We start from the raw sequence: 17,862 nt of genomic DNA on the forward strand, positions 1-17,862 counted from the left end.
GCTTTCCCTTCGCTTTTCTTATGTTGTCGTTGAAAACATATACTTTTTATTGTGATAACGTATTGAAAATATGAGGCCGACTGCGAGCATATTGCCCATTAATGAACTTCCCCCGTAGCTGATAAATGGCAGCGGAATTCCAGTAATCGGAAGAAGTCCGATTGTCATCCCGATGTTTTGGAAGACGTGAAACGTGATCATGCTAATAACTCCTACACACACATATGTGTAAAATGGATTTTTCGTCTCCATTCCAATTTTCGTTATTTGATAAATTAACAAGAAAAACAAACTGACAAGCACACTTGCTCCGATAAATCCAAACTCTTCCCCGATAATACTGAATATAAAGTCTGTATGGCTTTCAGGCAAATATACATCCCTTGTTCCAAACCCTTTGCCGGTTGTCTGTCCCGAGCCTATCGCTAATAAAGACTTAGTTAATTGATAGCCGGCTGTACTTTGATAATTGTATGGATCGATCCAAGAATAAATTCGGCCGAACTGATACTGTTTTACCCCTAGATATTTTTCAAGAATATCAGGTTTCCATAGTACAAAGTAAAAGATGATGCAAATAAGAGAAACAACCGTCCCAAAGATCGGCACCAATATTTTCCATGAAATACCGGAAATAAAGATCATTCCAAGCATAATTGCAATAAAAACAAGCGAAGTTCCAAGATCGGGCTGCTGCATAACAAGCATAAGAGGAACCATTGTTACGATTCCAATTTTTATGAGAAGCATAAAATCGGTCTGAGTTGTTTTCAGCCGATATTTTTGATGATGTTCCTCAATTACTCTTGCCAGTGTCAATATTATAAATACTTTTACAAATTCCGACGGCTGGAGAGATCCCATTCCCGGAACTTTAAACCAGCTTTTTGCCCCATTGATAACCGGGGCTATACTGCTTGGGGCGACAATTAGAAATCCAAGCAAAAACAGACCAAAACCATAGGCGTACCAAGATATTTTTTTCAACTGGTCAGAGTCTAATGTAATAACGGCCGCAATAATGCCGCAGCCAACTATATACCATAAGATTTGCTTCAACAGAAAATTTTCGTGGTATTGTCCGGTCATTTGTGCGCTGTAGATTGCTACACAACTGGCTAGAAATAATAGCAATAATATAGAAACAAGACCATAATCAAGTCTGGAGTTTGAATTTTGTTTCGAAGTCATACTAATTCTCCTTTAAAAGGCAATTCCCATGGGAACGCATGTGTAAACATCCATAAACTTTCGTTGGTTCCGTAACCCACACATACGGTCCTCAATACTTCATTATATTTTTAATATCTTTAAATCACAACTTATTAATATGGAATGGATATTTTTTCAAGAAACAAGAAGACGGATTCGGTTAGGATTGGGAGTGACACCTTTTTTGTCAAATATCTTCCTTCACTGTCATCAGTACTTTTAGTAAAATAAATGATGAAAATGGAAAAGGGGGGAATTTTCATGAAAAAAACGCTTCAAGGGACGACAGTCTTACATAATGGTGTGAAGATGCCTTATTTTGGCTTAGGAGTTTATAAAGTTGAAAATGGGGATCAAGTAGTAAATACAGTAAAAACTGCCCTTGATTTAGGGTATCGCTTAATTGATACGGCTTCATTATATGAAAATGAAGAAGGTGTAGGGCAAGCGATTAAAGAAAGCGGCATACCAAGAGAAGAAATATTTGTCACATCTAAAGTGTGGAATGATGACCAAGGTTATGATTCTACGTTGCGTGCTTTTGAAAAAAGCTTAAAAAAGCTTGATTTAGAATATATCGATTTATATTTAATTCATTGGGCAGTAAAAGAAAAATATTTAGACACGTGGAAAGCATTGGTTCAATTGTATAAAGAGGGAAGAGTACGGGCGATTGGAGTCAGCAATTTTCAAATTCATCATTTACAAGATATTATGGATCATTTTGATGAAATACCAACCGTTAATCAAGTAGAACTCCATCCTTTATTATCGCAAGAAGAATTGCGTTCATTTTGTAATCAACATCAAATTAAAGTCGAAGCATGGTCGCCGCTTGCTAGAGGAAGAATTTTTGATCACCCAACATTAAAAAGTCTTGGCGAAAAATATGGAAAATCACCGGCTCAAATTATTTTGCGCTGGCATCTACAAAACGATGTGATTGTCATTCCAAAATCTGTTCATCCTGAAAGACTAAAGGAAAATGCAGATATATTTGATTTTGAATTAACAAGTGAAGATATGGCAGCAATCAATGCATTAAACGAAAATAAACGGTTTGGCAAAGACCCAGATAATTTTCAATTTTAATTCGTGTAAGCTTCCGTCATGCATGATAAGTAATGTCGGGAGCTTTTTTGTTTGGTTATCAAATTTTCGCTTTAACCCATCAAAGTTTATAAATTAGAGGTAAATATAGAAATTTTAGGAAGAAATGGTATAGCAAGTCACGCTATACCTAGGGAAACAAGAAGGGAAACCCTTGATAATACTGGGTTTCTCAACCATGTTATTTATTCGAATAGAGACCAATTATTTTACAGTATTTCCATAACAATTACAATTCTATCAAGAAAAATATTTCTCTAGTATATTTATCTGGAGTTTATTAAAAAATCCAGGAGGAATTAGCATTGAACCGTATAAAAATCTTATTACTTTCTTTTATTGTATTATTTGGCATTTTCCCTAATGCAAGCTTTGCCGCACCACCTGATGACGAGTTAGCAGCTTTTCTTAAAGAAACAAATTGGACAAAAGAAGAACTTAACGACCATCTTGAATATTTTTGGGATATGAGCATTGACGATTTTGAAACAATCGATGAATTAAAAGATTTTCTTGGCGAACCAATTACAGAAGAAAATCTTCAGAAGCTTCTGACTGAATATGGATTTGCAAATGAAGAAGAATTGGTTGCCTTTCTAGTTGAAAACGGTGAAATGGAAGCTGGAGAAAATATTCGTGATGTTTTTCGATACTATGATGCATTAGATTCTACTGTCTCTTATTACAAAGATACTGGAACGGAAATTACCGACGAAAATCTTCAAGAATTAATTGACAAGTATGGGCTAAAAACAAAAGAAAATTTAATTGAACTTTTAAAGAAAAATGATGATTCTCTTGAAAACTATCAATATATTGAAGATCTTGATTTAATGGTTTCAATCTATCTTGGCGTTGCCGAGATCCCCGGCAAGGGTGAAATCTCACAAATGCTTGCGGATTTGGGCATAACAGATAAAGAAATCGAAGCACTCATGACCCACTTCATGTCTTTAAATTTGGAAGATCCGGCATTTTTAGATAAAATGATGGAGCTTGGAAATCGAATGACTGCTTTAGGTGATTTTGAAAGTGCCAATGATCTTTCAGAAGAGCAGCTTACCGAGCTTACGAGCATTATGAGGGAAATGATGGATCTTTTCCAAATGGACGCTAAATTTTTCCTTGTAAAAGGAAATGACAGAATAGCTCTTTCAACAGATGAATTGATGAAATTAGAAGATACAAAAGGCCGCGACCTGTTAATTGAGTTATACAACACCAAAGGTGATTTTCTTGCAGATATACTGATTACGGCTAACATGTTCAGTTCCGAACTGCTCAAAGATACTGCTTCCGATTTGAATCAAGCAGAAGAAATCATAAAAAAACAAGAACCACTAATAGAAAAAACACTTAAAACACATAAATCACATAAAACAATCAAAACCATAAAAGGCGGTAAATTGCCGAACACAGCCGGAAATTATGTTGAGGGCATTCTTGCCGGGCTAGCTCTTATTGCATCAGGCGCACTCATGTTCCGGAAGCGGAACGTGAAGCTTTCATGACCCGGAACATTCGATTTGTTCTGGGTGCAGCAGCCATTATTGCCGGTGCCTGGCTGCTGCTTTCAAATATCCAGCCATTTTTTACAGCCACAAAATCGAACCATGCGAAAGAAGAAGTTGTTCAAGCAAAAGATTCTATACAAAAAACGAAAACAGAAGAGAATGTTTTGTACCCACATCGTCCAAAACTAGGAGAAAAAATAGGAGAACTATACATTCCAAAAATCTCAAGCACACTCCCAATCATTCACGGAACAAATGAAGAGGAACTGGAAAAAGGTGTCGGTCATTTTGCCGGCAGCGTTCTTCCAGGTGAAGATGATAATTCAGTTCTTTCCGGACACCGTGATACTGTTTTCCGGAAGCTTGGTAAAGTTGGCATAGGAGACTTGTTAATTGTCACTACTTCTGCAGGAGAATTTACGTATAAAGTCCGAAAAGTCCGGATTGTTGATGCAGATGATAAAACGGTTATTGTCCCGAAACCGAGGGCAACTTTAACAGTAACAACTTGCTATCCGTTTCATTTTATCGGAGATGCTCCTGAAAGATATGTGTTAGTAGCTGACTTAGTTAAAAAATAAGAACAATGAACAAATGCACGAGGCTGTCTCATAAGGGTCTGACCCCATGTTCGTTTATCAATATATAGCACATTTATCCAACATGATGTCCTATATATTGTATTATGGGGTCTGACCCTTTGCCTTTTGAAACAGAGCTTCTTTTAAATCGCCATTCGACTGCACGGAAAACAACTAATTTTACGTATGAAACAGCTTATTTGCTTTCGAATGTTTCTTTTGAAATAATGAAAAAAAATGCTCATATATGAAAGGAGTCAAAATTCATGAAGATCCTTGTTGTTGGAGCGAATGGACAAATTGGAAAACGACTCGTTCAGTTAATCATAGAAAGTAATAAACACACTGCCAAAGCAATGATTCGAAAAGAAGAACAAGCAAAATTTTTCCAAGAATTAGGCGTTGAAACCGCAGTGGTAAGCTTGGAAGATAGTGTTGAAAAAATTGCTGATGCTGCAAAAGGCTGTGATGCAATCGTCTTTACCGCAGGTTCAGGCGGGCACACAGGATACGACAAAACACTTTTAGTTGATCTTGACGGAGCTGTTAAAACGATCGAAGCTGCTGAAAAAGTGGGAATTAAAAGATTTGTAATGGTCAGTTCGTTCCAGGCTCATAATAGAGAAAATTGGCAAGAATCAATCAAACCTTACTATGTTGCCAAACATTATGCTGACAGAATGCTGGAACAAAGTGAATTAACATATACGATTATTCGTCCCGGATGGCTTAAAAATGAACCCGGTACAGGAAAAATTATTGTTGCCGAAAATTTAAAAGAAGGATCAATCCCTCGTGAAGATGTAGCTCGTACAATATTTGCCGCACTTGATGAAGAAAATACCTTTTACCGTTCATTTGACCTTATGTCAGGTGATATTCCGATTTCTGATGCATTAAAAAATTTATAAAAGAAAAACAAAAAGGCTGCAGGTAATTCAATATTCCTGCAGCTTTTTCTTTTTGGATTTTAATTGCAATGTCCTGATTGCTCGCATGGATTGTCCTCTGTGTCAATCTGAATGGTAGAATGATGAATATCAAACTTTTCATGAAGAACTTTTTTCGCCTCTTGTAAAACTGTCTGGCTGTTTTGTTCATTTTTTACGACAATATGGCAGCTCAATGAAGGCATGTCTGAGGATATAGACCAAACATGAAGGTCATGAACGCCAATAACATTTTTTAAAGCTTCAAGCGTCTTTTGAACTTTTGCTACGTCTATATTCGAAGGTGCTCCTTCCATCAATATATGTGTGGCATCCCGTGTGACCCGGCAAGCACTGATAATGATCAAAACAGCAACGAACACACTGGCAAATGGATCGGCTATATTCCAGCCGAAAAACATAATAAGAAGTGAAGCTGTAATCGCCCCGGCGGAACCAAGCAAATCACCTAAAACATGAAGAAATGCACTCCGAATATTAAGATTCTCTGATGTATCTCCTTTTAATAAAATAAAGGCGGCTAACATGTTTACAATGAATCCGATAACTGAAACGATAAACATTCCTGAACTCATAATGCTTGGCGGCTGCAAAAACCGGTTATAAGCTTCCCAAAAAATATAAATGGAAATGCCAATAAGAGTAAGACCATTTATAAAAGCAGCTAATATCTCGATCCGTTTATATCCGTATGTTTTAAATTTGTTCGCTTTTCTTTCGCCAAATGTTGTCGCCAAGTAGCTTAACCCAAGAGCCGCTGCATCACTTAACATATGACCCGCATCAGACAAAAGCGCAAGGCTGTTTGTCATCATTCCGCCAACAACTTCAATGATCATGTAGGAAGCAATAAGAAAAAAAGAAATTCTTAATGCTCTTTTATTAACATTGTGCCCGTGGTTATGTGAATGACTATGCGAGTGAGAATGGCCCATAACTGTTTTCACTCCTTTATAAGAAGCAGCGATTTCTTTCATATATATATGGGGTCGTTAGAATTTTTCCGGTATTATCTTTGAATTTTCAAATGCCCTCGCTTTTTCCCTCCTTTTGATGGGCAAAGGCAATATCAATTAACTGTTTAACGTGATCATCATCGAGGGAATAATAGACAAGCTTCCCCTCTTTCCGATTCTTTGCAAGCCCGAGTTTACTTAGCATTCGCAAATGATGGGAGGCTGTTGCGGTTGATGCTTCAACAATATTTGCGACATCACAAACACATAATTCTTTTTCTATTGAAAGAGCATAGGCAATTTTAATACTTGTTTCATCTGAAAGAGCCTTAAAAATACTGGCTACTTCAGACGGGCTTTCATTTTTTATCCTGCTTTTAACCCTGCTAACCCTCTCCTCATCGACACAAGTAACTTCGCAAACGTCGTGCTCTTTCAAATACAACATTCCCTTCAATATTCAAATATCTGTTTGAATATATATTATTCAAACAGATATTTGAATGTCAATCGAAAGTGAACAATTTAGAGGAATAAAGCTTACGAATAATTCTAACTAAAAGCTTTTGAACTACTCACCGCTTAACGACCTTACGGTCTGTTTGAAGCGGGAGATTCCTACGAACACCGAAGTAATCTTCGGTTATCTTAGTAAGAAAGAAGTTGAACACGAATCTAGAACAGCCAATCGTTTTATTAATGAGTTCCATTTGTTTTTTGTTTGGATAGATACGAAATTTATAGGCTTTGTAGACGATCATGACGTTCACCTCACTTCCGCAGAGAACATATGTTCTTATTATATCATAATGAGGAAGGTTTTGGCTATCGCCAGCCGACATTCATCTCCCACTTACCCATTGGGCTTTGCCCTTCGCTTTCCTTGAAGTGGGAGTCTTCTGTCGGGAAACGATAAATCAAATTAAAGGCTCGAAAATCAAGTTTCGTTCTATTTTCACACATAAGTCTTTTTTTATAAGGCAAACTAACGAACAGATAGTATGAGTAAAGGAGTCTTGATCTATGACAAAGAAATTCAATAAAGGCAGCAAAAACCAGAATTCTCCCCGGACTTCAGGCGGCAACGGTGAAATCGTCAGCGGAGACAACAGCAAAGGCAATAAACGAAATAAAGACCAAAACGATAAAACAGATGTGGATTAATAAATCGAAGCTTCCAAACCTCGGGAGTTTCATTACAAGTGCTTTTAACTAAAGAAAGGCAGAGACTGATTCATAAGGGTCTGACTCCATTCATAAATGACAATATATGGAATTTGCTTATTAGTATTTGTCTATATGTTGCATTGGAGGAGTTTGACCCTTTTCTTTTTAAATCAGTCCCTCTTGTTTTTTTATCTGCACCTTTTATATGATGGAAGAGGAAAACTTTTTTAGGAGTAGACGGATCATATGCTGCGGACTATTGCTGTAGATCATCAAATGCAATTGATTAAGGACGTGTCGATTAATGATTTAACATCAGGAGATTTTATTTGGTATTGGATCGATTTCAACCAGCCAACGGAAGATGAAACGGACCTGTTGCGAACGCCGCTGAATTTTCATCCCCTCGCAATTGAAGATTGTATACATAAACTGCAGCGGCCAAAACTCGATTATTATGAAGATCATACCTTTTTTGTCACACACAGCCTTAATCCAGAAACATTTTCAAAAGAAGAAATTAACATATTTGTTGCGGATAATTTCATTGTTACTTATCATCATCAAGATTCCCTTGAAATAAATGAAGTTTGGGACCGTGTTTTCTTTTCGAATAATCCGGGGCAATGGGATCCATATTTAGTTTTGTACCACGTTCTTGATAAATTGGTCGATAACTATTTTCCGGTCGTTTACCAGATTGAAGATACATTAAACGAAATTGATGAAAATTCCAAGAATCGATCAATGGAAGCGCTGCTCGATGATTTGTATGAAACAAGGCATCAATTGCTAGCTTTAAGACATACAGTGACACCGATGCGAGACTTGATTTATCGGATGCTTAACTCCCATCGTTTAACAGAAATTAAGAAGCGAAGCGAATATTTTTCTGATATACATGACCATTTACTTAAGCTTACAGAAATGATTGAATCGAATCGAGAACTAACGACGGATATTCGGGACAGCTATCTTTCCTTAAACTCGCATGAAACAAATCGTGTGATGAAAGTATTGACAGTCATCACGACGATTTTTATGCCTTTAACTTTGATAGCCGGAATTTACGGAATGAATTTTGAACACATGCCTGAATTAAAATGGAAATACGGTTATTTTGGCACCCTTTTGTTCATGTTCGTAATCGGATTTGGCATGTTTTTCACTTTTAAAAAGAAAGGCTGGTTTAAATAGTAAGAGATTATCGGCAAAGGAAAAAACCCCACCTATGCTTCTTCTAGAGGTGGGGTTTTTTATGTAAAAACGCCGTTCTATCCGACATAAATCGAATCCTATCGACTATAATAAAGACCGGACAATGCCTCCATCTACCTTTAAGGCTGCACCAGTAATAGCTGATGCTTGCTCTGAAGCTAAGAAAACGACCATGTTTGCCACTTCCTCAGTACTGATAAAACGTCCAAGCAATGATGTCGACAAATCTTTATCAAACAGACCCTTTTCAATCTCTTGAAATGATTTTCCTGATTCTTTCGCCCAATGATCGAAATATTCACTATTCCGCTCCGTTTTTGTCGGACCGGGAATAAATGCATTAACCGTTACACCACTTTTTGCAAGACTTTCCGCAAGTCCTCGTGAAAGTCCTAAAACAGCAGCTTTTGCAGCACCGTAGTGAACCATTTCACCCAAATAAAAACCTCCTGTAACACTGCCATTAAATAATACTCTGCCCCAGCCTTTTTCCTTCATTCCCTTTGCGTAATGCCGTGAAAGCCTGACAGCACTCATCACATTCACCTGGAAATAATGCTCCCAATCTTCATCCGTTATTTCAAAAAATTCTTTCGGTTCAAAAATTCCAAGATTGTTTACGAGAATATCTGTTTCCGGCCAGTAATTAATTAATTCATTCACACCAACACTGCTGCTTAGATCAGCGGCGAAACCGCATGCTTCCGCTCCGGGAATTTCTCGTTTGAGCCTTTCAACTGCCTCTGTAACCTGCTCTTCAAAACGTCCGTTTAAAAGAACAGAAGCCCCTGCCTTCGCAAGACCTTTCGCAATTGCAAAGCCAATTCCCGTTGTCGAGCCGCTGATAACTGCTTTTTTTCCGTTCAGCTTTATGTCCATACAAATTCACCTTGTCCTTTCGATTCATTTATTTTTGAGCTAAAACGATTCCAATTTTTTTATTTTTCAAAAATGTAAATCGAATCTTATAATTGTGATAAAATATGCGATAGAACATTGCGCAAAATTTATTATATTGAAGGCGGATGAGATGTGTATAGGGTTTCCATTGAAAGAGAAGATGATGTTTACATAGCCAGTACCATAGGAAAAATGACTGCAGAACACTTCGGATTAAATAAAAGCCAACAAACGAAGTTGGTCGTATCCATTATGGAATTATCTCGCAACATTGTCTACTATGCAGGTAAAGGAGAAATTTTTATCAATCCGATTAAGTCATATGGAATTGAAATTATTGCAGTTGATAAAGGCCCCGGAATTAAAGACATTGATAAAATCTTAAGAAATGAAATTCCCTCTAAAAAAGGGCTGGGATTAGGTTTATCAGGGGTAATGCGTTTAATGGATGAATTTGAAATCACAAGTAATAATAACCTTGGAACTAAGGTTAGAGCCGTAAAATGGATCGATGAAAGGCTGGTTAAACGCTATGAAGAATTTAGCTGCCAATCATAACATCCATTATGGATTGATTGAACTCACTCCAGATGGAATCATAAAAAAAATGAATAAAGAGATAAAAAAGTTATCTTTCTTAGAAGATAATGAATCAGACAACTTGTTCAAACGTATCAAAAACAATGAAATTAAGAAGAAACTACATGAATGCTTTATGGGCAAATCAAATCAATTTATAGCAAACATTGATGGTCAAAGTTACCTTTTTTTGTTTCATAAAACCTATGATGAACAAAAGCTCGAAAAGATTCATTTGTATATTTTCAATTTCAACCAGTTACAAAACTATATTGATACCAATTGGAATAATAATCATTTAATATCATCTATCGGGGAGATGGCAGCCGGTGTTGCTCATGAGGTTCGAAATCCCTTAACTGCTGTAAAAGGATTTCTGCAATTATTGGATCAAACTTATAATGCCGAATATATTCAGATCGCGCAAAGCGAATTAGAGCGTGCCATCACTATCTTAAATGATTTAATGAGTGTCTCAAAACCCGAATTTGTACAAGAACAGCCTACATCTTTTAATGTATGTACGGAATTAAAATCCACCTTACTATTATTTCAGAACAAGCTTTATAATATAAGGGTAATCAAAAAGCTCGAAAATAAAGAAGCAACGATTATAGGAAGAAAAAATCAAATTAAAAAGGCATTTTTTAATTTAATTAAAAATGCAATTGAATCAATGCCAAACGGCGGGACACTGGTCATTGAACAAACCGAGGATTATCAAGATATCCATATTACCATTTCAGATACTGGCGTTGGAATTCCAAAGGACAAGCTTCGGCTCTTAGGCACTCCTTTCTTTACATTAAAACAGGATGGAAAAGGATTGGGGCTAGCGCAAGTTTTTAATGCGATCCAAAACAATAATGGAAAAATACATGTAGAGAGCGAGGAGGGCAAAGGAACAACCTTCTACCTTTCTTTTTCAAAATACAAAGGTAATTCTGTTCAATATATAGGAGGGAATTCGATGGCAACTGAAATAAACTCAAAAAGTAAATTATCTGAATTTTTAGAGCAAACTTCAGAGTTCTATTCAAATGAATGGATTCAATATATAAAAAAGGACAAAAGCTATATTAGCACATTATTAAGTGAAAACGGAGAACTTGAAAGATTCGAAGTAAATGGAAATCCAATCATACACATAGTTGCAAAAAATATTCAAGCATTAAAACCGGAAGATATTATGGACACTGCAAAAGAATATGGCATTCGGCTTGCAAAAGCCGATTTTCCGATTCATTTGGCTTGGGAACTCATTCAATCCTCTCGAGGGATTATCTGGAGTGCGATTAAAGCCTTTTATAACGAATCGAAATGCACTCTTGACATGGAACAATTTTTTGCCTTAGAACGAGAAGTGAATGATATAATTGATATGTTTATCGATTCATATACCGCTTACTACGTCGGTTATAAAGAGGAACTATTGAAAAGCCATCGTCAAACATTAGACGAATTGACCGTTCCGATTATCCCGATTACAGATAAAATATGTATTCTTCCAATCGTCGGAAATGTGGATACGTACCGTGCAAAAAAAATACGAGAAAGAACTTTAGTAAGAGTAAAAGAATTAAAAGCACAGCAATTGATTATTGATATTTCCGGCGTTCCATTTGTGGATACGGCCGTTGTCAGCCATTTATTTAAAATTGTTAAAGGAATTAAATTATTAGGCTGTTCAACCATATTAACCGGAATCAGTCCGGAAATTGCAGATACAATGATTGAACTTGGAATAGAGATCGACAAAGATTTAAAAACCAGAGCTGATCTTCAACAGGCTTTACAGGAAATCACCCACCCTTCATAAAAATTTCATTTTTCAATTCCACATGCCAGTATTAGTTCCAAAATATAATGGGCAATATAAACACCACTCTATATCTATAACCAGAGTGGTGTTTTCCTATTTTCAGTTGCTTTTAATTTTCAGTATTTCTGCCAACCTTAAAATATGTAAAAAATTTTTGAATTCCCGTTGACTCTGACGCTGCGTCATAGAATAAGATCAAATTGTGGAGGTGAGAAAATGTATAAAGTAAAAGAAGTAGCCGATATGGCAGGTGTAAGTGTGCGCACTCTCCACCATTATGACCGCATCGGGCTGCTTGTACCAGAATCCGTAACCCCGGCCGGGTATCGACTTTATACAACCCAAAACCTCGAAAAGCTGCAGCAAATCTTATTTTTTAAAGAAATCGGCTTTACTTTACAAGAAATTAAAGCGATTCTTGATAGTCCGAACTTTGACAGAAAACAAGCATTAAAAGAACACAAAGAACTTCTTTTGAAAAAAAGGGCTAGAATAGAAGAAATGATTCAGACCGTTGACAACACAATAAAATCGATTGAAGGAGAAATAGAAATGAAAAATAAAGATATGTTTAAAGGCTTTAATATGAAAGCCATTGAAGAACATCAAAAAAAATATGCGGATGAGATCAAAGAACGCTACGGTGTTGACGCCATGGAGGAACTTGCCAAACACTCCGAAGATGAATGGGCAACAATTATGAAACGCAATGACGAAATTTTTAAAGAGCTTGCGGCGAATATGGATAAATCGCCGGAAGATCCAGTTGTCCAAAAGGCAGTTGCAGATTGGAGACAACATATTACTGACAATTTCTACGATTGCACCATCGAAATCTTCCGAGGGCTTGGCGATTTATATGTAGACGACATACGATTCACAAAAAATATCGACAAATATAAAGAAGGACTCGCAAAGTTTTTACGCGAAGCAATTCATGTATACTGTGATAACCATTCCGGATAATGAGAAAAACGCAAAAAAGGCTGACTTACAGGCAAAGGGTCAGACCCCTCCAATACAACATTTAGACAAACAGATTATAAAAATAATATAATTATTTACACAAAGTAACTAATCTTCTTTAAAAAATATCGGAGGAAAACCTTATGAAATTTCACCGTCATCCACATACATTTGTGGGGCAAGTGTACTTAAAAGTGGCAAACTTAGAACGTTCTCTCGAGTTTTACCAAAATATTATCGGTTTTCAAGTACTAACAAAATCAGCAAAAAAGGCTGTACTAACGGCAAATGGCACAACTCCCCTATTATCGATTGAGCAGCCGGAAAATGTAATACCAAAAAAACCGAGGACAACAGGTTTGTATCATTTTGCTCTTTTGTTGCCAAGCCGTAATGACTTAGCCCGAATTTTGCGTCATTTCATTCAAATCCGCTACCCGCTGCAAGGAGCATCTGACCATCTTGTAAGTGAGGCAATTTATTTAGCTGATCCAGATGGAAATGGTATTGAAATTTATTCAGACCGGCCTTCTGCAGCATGGAATTGGGAAAACGGTGAAGTTGAAATGGCAACGGTGCCATTGGATGCAGAAAATCTTCTTGCGGAAGGGGATGGAGAGGCATGGACAGGTCTTCCGAGTAATACATTAATGGGGCATATTCATTTACATGTCTCTGAATTGCAAAAAACAGAGGAATTCTACATACAAGGACTTGGGTTCAATATTGTAAACCGATATGGAAGACAAGCACTCTTCATTTCTACCGGAGGATACCACCATCATATTGGATTAAATACATGGAATGGAGTAGGTGCGCCTGCACCTTTAGAAAACAGTGTCGGTTTGAAGCGTTTTTCTCTCGTGTTGCCTAACAAAGAAACGAGAAAAAAAGTGATCGAGCAGCTGCAAAAGATCGGTGCTTGGATAAAAGAAGAAAATGATATCGTCCTTACGAAAGATCCTTCAGGCAATCTGATTGAACTATCAGTTTAAAAATGGAAGAGAGGCTGACTCCCAGCCTCTATTTCAAGTTTTATTTTGAATCTATTTTATTAAAAATATCAGTTAAAACAGGAACAATTTGTTTTTTACGGGAGACGACGCCTTTAAGAACAGCAGTATTATCTTCAAGGGTAACTTGAAATGCCTGCTCCACTGCATTCGCTTTGCGGCCAAGGGCTACTGCTGTGGAATCGTTAGTTAAGATGTTTGTGACAACAAATAAGAATAAATCCAATTCCTTATCAGCAATGACACGTGATAGGACTGCTTCAAGCTCTTCCTTGCGGTCAAGGACGTCTTTAGGATCAACGGTATTTACTTGTGCAATTTCAACCTTGCTTTGTCCCATTTGGAATTCTTTAGCATCAAGAGAAATGAGCTGTTCAATCGTCTTATCACTCAAGTCAGCTCCTGCTTTCAGCATTTCCAAACCATACTTTTCTGCATCTACACCAGCGATCTCTGCAAGTTCACGTGCAGCAGCAATATCTTCTTCCGTACATGTAGGAGATTTGAATAATAAAGAATCTGAAATGATCGCAGAAAGCATAAGTCCAGCGGTCTCTTTTCGAATCTCTACTCCATGTTCCTTATATAATTTTTTTAAGATCGTTGCTGTACACCCTACCGGCTCGGCGCGGTAATACAAAGGATCACTTGTTTCAAAATTAGCAATTCGATGATGGTCGATGACTTCTAATACGCGAACTTGATCGATATCATCTGCACTTTGCTGCCGCTCATTATGATCAACGAGAATAACACTGTTTACTTCATCAGAAACTTTTTCCACGAGCCGCGGTGCTTTCGCATTAAAATAATCAAGGGCAAATTTTGTTTCTCCATTCACTTCGCCTAATCGAACAGGCTCTACATTCATTCCTAATTTTGCTTTCAGCTCAGAATAAGCAATAGCTGAACAAATTGAATCTGTGTCAGGGTTTTTGTGTCCGAATACAAATACTTTTTCCATTTCTCTGCTCCTTTATTGATAGAGATAGATTTCTTTCAATTTTTAAATGAGAGATTCTTTTTCCAAAAGATATTTTAACATTTCTGCACTGTTCTTTAAAACTGTACTTCATAAAAAACATTTTTACTCCCGGCCAAAAGAAATAGGCTTCAACAAAAAAAGCCAAAAGGGCTGACTTTTTTGCACCTTAAGGCTTTCCTTTTTCCAAAAAACGCTTGTCTATTTCCACCATGAATCAAATTTTGTTGCAGGAAGTCTACGTTTATGCTCAGTCGCTAAATAACGGCGCTCAATCTTTTCCGCAACTTCTTTTGATACAGGTTTTCCTTCGAGGTAATCATCCAGTTCATCATATGAAATTCCAAGCTCTGTTTCGTCTGCTTGTCCCGGTTTTTCATCTAAAAGGTCTGCTGTCGGGACTTTTAGATAAATTCGTTCCGAAGCCCCAAGTTCTTTTAATAACGCTCTGCCTTGGCGTTTGTTTAAGCCATATAGCGGAAGAACGTCCGCTCCTCCGTCTCCGTATTTTGTAAAAAAGCCAGTCACTGCTTCTGCGGCATGGTCTGTACCAATGACAAGGTATCCTTCCTCGCCTGCAATCGCATATTGTGCAATCATTCTCATTCTTGCTTTGACGTTGCCTTTTTGATAATCGCTTAGTGGCTCTCCTGATGTAATTCTGTCATACTCAGCTTTTACCCCGTCTACTGCTTCTTTAATGTTAAAAACGTACTCACGGTCCGCTTTTATAAAATCTAAAGAAGCTTTGGCATCTTCCTCATCCAACTGGACTCCATATGGAAGCCGTACAGCAATAAATTCAGCTTTATGGCCTTCTTGCCGCAATTCTTCCACTGCAAGCTGTGCAAGCCGTCCGGCAAGCGTTGAGTCTTGTCCACCACTGATTCCTAAAACAAATCCTTTTGCCCCTGTCTTTTTCAAATATGCTTTTAAAAAGTCAATTCGTTCCCTGATTTCTTCTTTTGGATTAATTTCTGGCTTCACTTGTAAATCCTCAATAATTTGTTTCTGTAAACTCATTCTTTCACACCTCTTTCTTACATTTATTTATCATTATATCCTTTCTTAACTTTTCTGAAAATATGGGTGTAAACGATCTTTCGTATAAAAGAGAATAAAAAGTGCCTTTTGTTGAAAATGTGGCTGCCATTTCAAATTTTGCCGGTATGCCCGATACTTTTTTAATCATCGTTTGTTGACATTTATAACTGTAACATTTATTATTACATTTGGGAAGAAGGTGTAAGATTATTGAATAGTGATTTTTCTATTGCTGTCCATTGCGTTGCCTATTTGGCAACAAGGTCCGAACAAAGAGTGACAAGTGAAGATATTGCTCAAAGTATAACCGTTCACCCTGTTCGATTAAGGAAAATTTTAAGTTTGCTTAGAAAAGAAAATATTATCGTTTCGAAAGAGGGAGCAAAAGGCGGATTTTCTTTAAAAGAAAAACCAGAAAATATTACATTAGATAAAATCTTTATGATAACGAGTGAAGGCACTCTATTGCCTAAATGCCCCGAAGGAAATGAGAGCTGTATCGTAGGAAAAAATTTATCCTCAATCCTATTGAACATTTTTGAAGAAGCTGAGGAACATCTGATGAATTATTTAAAACGGATTACGATACAAGATATTATTAAGGAAATTAAAAATAGATAATTTTTTTTTGATAAAAACTGTAATAAAAAAAGTTTCAGTTAAGGAGGTTGTCAATGAGTAAAAAGAAAAGAGTCGTCGTTGGGATGTCAGGTGGAGTCGATTCATCTGTCGCCGCCTATCTGCTCAAAAAAGAAGGATATGAAGTAATCGGCGTCTTTATGAAAAATTGGGATGACAAAAATGATGACGGTGTTTGCACGGCAACGGAAGATTTCGAAGATGTAAAGATTGTCTCCAATCAATTAGGGATCCCTTACTACAGCGTAAATTTTGAAAAAGAGTATTGGGATCATGTGTTTACGTACTTTATGGAAGAATTAAAATTAGGAAGAACTCCGAATCCGGATGTTTTGTGCAATTCGGAAATTAAGTTTAAAGCATTTATTGATTTTGCTCTTTCGTTAGATGCAGATTATGTTGCTACCGGCCATTATGCAAGAATAAACAGAAAAAATGGAGAAGTAACTTTATTAAGAGGAAAGGATTCTAACAAAGATCAAAGTTATTTCCTTAGTCAATTAACAGGTGAACAATTATCAAAGGTCATCTTCCCGCTTGGAGAGTTAACAAAGGACGAAGTACGAAAAATTGCTAATGAAATAAACCTTTCTACCGCTAATAAAAAAGATAGTACCGGAATCTGTTTTATTGGAGAAAGAAATTTTAAAAGCTTTTTAAAGAACTTCCTGCCGGCACAACCAGGAGACATTCGCTCAATCGATGGAGAAGTATTAGGGCGGCATGATGGATTAATGTACTATACGATCGGACAAAGAAAAGGACTCGGAATTGGAGGGAAAGGTGCTCCTGAACCTTGGTTTGTTGTCGATAAGGATTTAGAAAACAACATATTAATTGTAGCCCAAGGAAAAGATCATCCTGCCCTTTACTCAAATGGCATCATCGCTGCCAACATTAGCTTTATCAATGGGGATTACAGTCCACGAACATTTTCATGTACGGCTAAATTTAGATACCGCCAAGAAGACCAAAAGGTAAAGGTTCATGTCCGGACTGATAAAACGGCTTTAGTGGAATTTGAACAACCAATAAAAGCTGTTACACCAGGACAAGTAGCCGTATTTTATGATCAAGATGTTTGTCTTGGCAGCGGAATTATTGATACCGTTATTAAAGATCCTGCATCTGTCTCAATTGTAGCTTAGTGGATGATCGCTAGGAATCGAAACCTTAACTTATTTCCATTCCTAGCTGCATGATGAGTGA

General features: G+C 36.9%; 19 protein-coding genes. 12 read left to right on the forward strand and 7 right to left on the reverse strand.

Annotation, left to right across the window (positions count from 1 at the left end; translation table 11 throughout):
• Nucleotides 1-18 precede the first annotated feature (18 nt).
• Nucleotides 19-1,191, reverse strand: a complete 1,173-nt coding sequence (gene rodA, locus BMMGA3_RS14000; RefSeq protein WP_003349470.1) for a rod shape-determining protein RodA — start codon at nt 1,189-1,191, stop codon at nt 19-21.
• Nucleotides 1,192-1,473: 282 nt separating this feature from the next.
• On the opposite strand from rodA, the gene BMMGA3_RS14005 reads away from it, so the two are divergent.
• From BMMGA3_RS14005 to BMMGA3_RS14020, 4 genes are all read left to right on the forward strand, one after another.
• Nucleotides 1,474-2,304 (forward strand): aldo/keto reductase, encoded by an 831-nt coding sequence (locus BMMGA3_RS14005; protein WP_003349467.1) that lies wholly within the window; start codon nt 1,474-1,476, stop codon nt 2,302-2,304.
• Nucleotides 2,305-2,627: 323 nt separating this feature from the next.
• Nucleotides 2,628-3,833, forward strand: a complete 1,206-nt coding sequence (locus BMMGA3_RS14010) for a processed acidic surface protein (RefSeq protein ID WP_003349465.1) — start codon at nt 2,628-2,630, stop codon at nt 3,831-3,833.
• On the forward strand, nt 3,830-4,417 hold the full coding sequence (locus tag BMMGA3_RS14015) for a class D sortase (protein WP_003349464.1): 588 nt from the start codon (nt 3,830-3,832) through the stop codon (nt 4,415-4,417). The genes BMMGA3_RS14010 and BMMGA3_RS14015 overlap by 4 nt, the downstream gene beginning before the upstream one ends.
• A 266-nt stretch (nt 4,418-4,683) precedes the next feature.
• Nucleotides 4,684-5,328, forward strand: coding sequence for an SDR family oxidoreductase (locus tag BMMGA3_RS14020; RefSeq protein ID WP_003349462.1), 645 nt, complete (start codon nt 4,684-4,686; stop codon nt 5,326-5,328).
• Between the two features lie 59 nt (nt 5,329-5,387).
• Here the strand turns inward: BMMGA3_RS14020 and BMMGA3_RS14025 are convergent, their stop codons facing one another.
• The 3 genes from BMMGA3_RS14025 to BMMGA3_RS17590 form a co-directional block, all read right to left on the reverse strand.
• A complete protein-coding gene (locus BMMGA3_RS14025) occupies nt 5,388-6,302 on the reverse strand; it encodes a cation diffusion facilitator family transporter (RefSeq protein WP_003349461.1) in 915 nt (304 codons plus the stop codon).
• Between the two features lie 88 nt (nt 6,303-6,390).
• The gene (locus BMMGA3_RS14030) at nt 6,391-6,762 is read right to left on the reverse strand and encodes an ArsR/SmtB family transcription factor (RefSeq protein WP_003349460.1); all 372 of its coding nucleotides are present in this window, start codon (nt 6,760-6,762) and stop codon (nt 6,391-6,393) included.
• 136 nt (nt 6,763-6,898) lie between these two features.
• Nucleotides 6,899-7,084, reverse strand: coding sequence for a helix-turn-helix domain-containing protein (locus tag BMMGA3_RS17590; protein WP_237712883.1), 186 nt, complete (start codon nt 7,082-7,084; stop codon nt 6,899-6,901).
• A gap of 262 nt (nt 7,085-7,346) precedes the next feature.
• Here BMMGA3_RS17590 and BMMGA3_RS17975 point away from each other — a divergent pair, with 262 nt between their 5' ends.
• Both BMMGA3_RS17975 and corA read left to right on the forward strand, forming a co-directional pair.
• Entirely contained in the window at nt 7,347-7,487 is a 141-nt protein-coding gene (locus tag BMMGA3_RS17975) for a hypothetical protein (protein ID WP_003349457.1), read from the forward strand.
• Nucleotides 7,488-7,736: 249 nt separating this feature from the next.
• Nucleotides 7,737-8,687: a magnesium/cobalt transporter CorA gene (corA, locus tag BMMGA3_RS14040; RefSeq protein ID WP_003349454.1), complete on the forward strand. Its 951-nt coding sequence runs from the start codon at nt 7,737-7,739 to the stop codon at nt 8,685-8,687.
• Between the two features lie 105 nt (nt 8,688-8,792).
• Here the strand turns inward: corA and BMMGA3_RS14045 are convergent, their stop codons facing one another.
• Nucleotides 8,793-9,587 carry an SDR family NAD(P)-dependent oxidoreductase gene (locus BMMGA3_RS14045; protein ID WP_003349453.1) on the reverse strand — a complete coding sequence of 265 codons (795 nt, stop codon included), beginning with the start codon at nt 9,585-9,587 and terminating at the stop codon, nt 8,793-8,795.
• A gap of 153 nt (nt 9,588-9,740) precedes the next feature.
• On the opposite strand from BMMGA3_RS14045, the gene BMMGA3_RS14050 reads away from it, so the two are divergent.
• The 4 genes from BMMGA3_RS14050 (at nt 9,741) to BMMGA3_RS14065 (ending at nt 13,970) form a co-directional block, all read left to right on the forward strand.
• On the forward strand, nt 9,741-10,166 hold the full coding sequence (locus tag BMMGA3_RS14050; protein WP_003349452.1) for an ATP-binding protein: 426 nt from the start codon (nt 9,741-9,743) through the stop codon (nt 10,164-10,166).
• Entirely contained in the window at nt 10,141-12,006 is a 1,866-nt protein-coding gene (locus BMMGA3_RS14055) for an ATP-binding protein (RefSeq protein WP_003349451.1), read from the forward strand. The genes BMMGA3_RS14050 and BMMGA3_RS14055 overlap by 26 nt, the downstream gene beginning before the upstream one ends.
• Before the next feature lie 219 nt (nt 12,007-12,225).
• Complete coding sequence (locus tag BMMGA3_RS14060) at nt 12,226-12,975, forward strand: MerR family transcriptional regulator (protein ID WP_003349450.1); 750 nt, start codon at nt 12,226-12,228, stop codon at nt 12,973-12,975.
• A 143-nt stretch (nt 12,976-13,118) separates the two neighbouring features.
• Nucleotides 13,119-13,970: a VOC family protein gene (locus tag BMMGA3_RS14065; RefSeq protein ID WP_003349449.1), complete on the forward strand. Its 852-nt coding sequence runs from the start codon at nt 13,119-13,121 to the stop codon at nt 13,968-13,970.
• 40 nt (nt 13,971-14,010) lie between these two features.
• Here the strand turns inward: BMMGA3_RS14065 and BMMGA3_RS14070 are convergent, their stop codons facing one another.
• Nucleotides 14,011-14,952 carry a manganese-dependent inorganic pyrophosphatase gene (locus BMMGA3_RS14070; RefSeq protein WP_003349448.1) on the reverse strand — a complete coding sequence of 314 codons (942 nt, stop codon included), beginning with the start codon at nt 14,950-14,952 and terminating at the stop codon, nt 14,011-14,013.
• Nucleotides 14,953-15,171: 219 nt separating this feature from the next.
• Complete coding sequence (nadE, locus tag BMMGA3_RS14075) at nt 15,172-15,993, reverse strand: NAD(+) synthase (protein WP_003349447.1); 822 nt, start codon at nt 15,991-15,993, stop codon at nt 15,172-15,174.
• A 231-nt stretch (nt 15,994-16,224) separates the two neighbouring features.
• Here nadE and BMMGA3_RS14080 point away from each other — a divergent pair, with 231 nt between their 5' ends.
• A complete protein-coding gene (locus tag BMMGA3_RS14080; RefSeq protein ID WP_003349446.1) occupies nt 16,225-16,635 on the forward strand; it encodes an RrF2 family transcriptional regulator in 411 nt (136 codons plus the stop codon).
• A gap of 53 nt (nt 16,636-16,688) precedes the next feature.
• Nucleotides 16,689-17,801, forward strand: coding sequence for a tRNA 2-thiouridine(34) synthase MnmA (gene mnmA, locus BMMGA3_RS14085; protein WP_003349445.1), 1,113 nt, complete (start codon nt 16,689-16,691; stop codon nt 17,799-17,801).
• Nucleotides 17,802-17,862: the final 61 nt, after the last annotated feature.

Source organism: Bacillus methanolicus MGA3, assembly GCF_000724485.1.
In the GTDB taxonomy this organism is placed as follows: Bacteria; Bacillota; Bacilli; order Bacillales; family Cytobacillaceae; genus Bacillus_Z; species Bacillus_Z methanolicus_A.

Excerpts from the sequence above, each read along its gene's own strand:
- BMMGA3_RS14065 (WP_003349449.1), top strand. The coding sequence starts at position 13,119 with ATGAAATTTCACCGTCATCCACATACATTTGTGGGGCAAGTGTACTTA.
- BMMGA3_RS14060 (WP_003349450.1), top strand. The coding sequence starts at position 12,226 with ATGTATAAAGTAAAAGAAGTAGCCGATATGGCAGGTGTAAGTGTGCGC.
- BMMGA3_RS14070 (WP_003349448.1), bottom strand. The coding sequence starts at position 14,952 with ATGGAAAAAGTATTTGTATTCGGACACAAAAACCCTGACACAGATTCA.
- BMMGA3_RS14055 (WP_003349451.1), top strand. The coding sequence starts at position 10,141 with ATGAAGAATTTAGCTGCCAATCATAACATCCATTATGGATTGATTGAA.
- rodA (WP_003349470.1), bottom strand. The coding sequence starts at position 1,191 with ATGACTTCGAAACAAAATTCAAACTCCAGACTTGATTATGGTCTTGTT.
- BMMGA3_RS14005 (WP_003349467.1), top strand. The coding sequence starts at position 1,474 with ATGAAAAAAACGCTTCAAGGGACGACAGTCTTACATAATGGTGTGAAG.
- corA (WP_003349454.1), top strand. The coding sequence starts at position 7,737 with ATGCTGCGGACTATTGCTGTAGATCATCAAATGCAATTGATTAAGGAC.
- mnmA (WP_003349445.1), top strand. The coding sequence starts at position 16,689 with ATGAGTAAAAAGAAAAGAGTCGTCGTTGGGATGTCAGGTGGAGTCGAT.
- BMMGA3_RS14045 (WP_003349453.1), bottom strand. The coding sequence starts at position 9,587 with ATGGACATAAAGCTGAACGGAAAAAAAGCAGTTATCAGCGGCTCGACA.
- BMMGA3_RS17590 (WP_237712883.1), bottom strand. The coding sequence starts at position 7,084 with ATGATCGTCTACAAAGCCTATAAATTTCGTATCTATCCAAACAAAAAA.
- nadE (WP_003349447.1), bottom strand. The coding sequence starts at position 15,993 with ATGAGTTTACAGAAACAAATTATTGAGGATTTACAAGTGAAGCCAGAA.
- BMMGA3_RS14015 (WP_003349464.1), top strand. The coding sequence starts at position 3,830 with ATGACCCGGAACATTCGATTTGTTCTGGGTGCAGCAGCCATTATTGCC.
- BMMGA3_RS17975 (WP_003349457.1), top strand. The coding sequence starts at position 7,347 with ATGACAAAGAAATTCAATAAAGGCAGCAAAAACCAGAATTCTCCCCGG.
- BMMGA3_RS14025 (WP_003349461.1), bottom strand. The coding sequence starts at position 6,302 with ATGGGCCATTCTCACTCGCATAGTCATTCACATAACCACGGGCACAAT.
- BMMGA3_RS14020 (WP_003349462.1), top strand. The coding sequence starts at position 4,684 with ATGAAGATCCTTGTTGTTGGAGCGAATGGACAAATTGGAAAACGACTC.